Below are 380 nucleotides of genomic sequence, written 5' to 3'. Positions count from 1 at the left end.
CCGCCGAAGGTGGGATAGATGATTGGGGTGAAGTCGTAACAAGGTAGCCGTATCGGAAGGTGCGGCTGGATCACCTCCTTTCTAAGGATATTTTCGGAATACAAACCTAGGGTTTGTAAGATTACGTTTTGCGTTCAGTTTTGAAGGTTTATGAATAATTATAAAACTTCTAAGAGGGCCTATAGCTCAGCTGGTTAGAGCGCACGCCTGATAAGCGTGAGGTCGATGGTTCGAGTCCATTTAGGCCCACCATATATACCTCTTGGGGCCTTAGCTCAGCTGGGAGAGCGCCTGCCTTGCACGCAGGAGGTCAGCGGTTCGATCCCGCTAGGCTCCACCAATAATTTGTTCTTTGAAAACTGGATAAAACGACATTGAAA

2 tRNA genes and 1 rRNA gene are annotated in these 380 nt (G+C 47.6%); all 3 read left to right on the top strand.

The annotated features are described in order from the left end of the window. Positions 1–81, top strand: a 16S ribosomal RNA gene (locus AC1DCY_RS27940); the annotation flags it as partial. Positions 82–175: 94 nt separating this feature from the next. Continuing rightward, positions 176–252, top strand: a tRNA-Ile gene (locus AC1DCY_RS27935). Positions 253–264: 12 nt separating this feature from the next. Then, positions 265–340 (top strand) — tRNA-Ala (locus AC1DCY_RS27930). The last annotated feature ends 40 nt before the right edge of the window (positions 341–380 follow it).

This window comes from Lysinibacillus sp. 10T31 (assembly GCF_056394365.1).
Note: the sequence above shows the minus strand (reverse complement) of the source record. Positions and strands in the feature narration are given on the sequence as shown.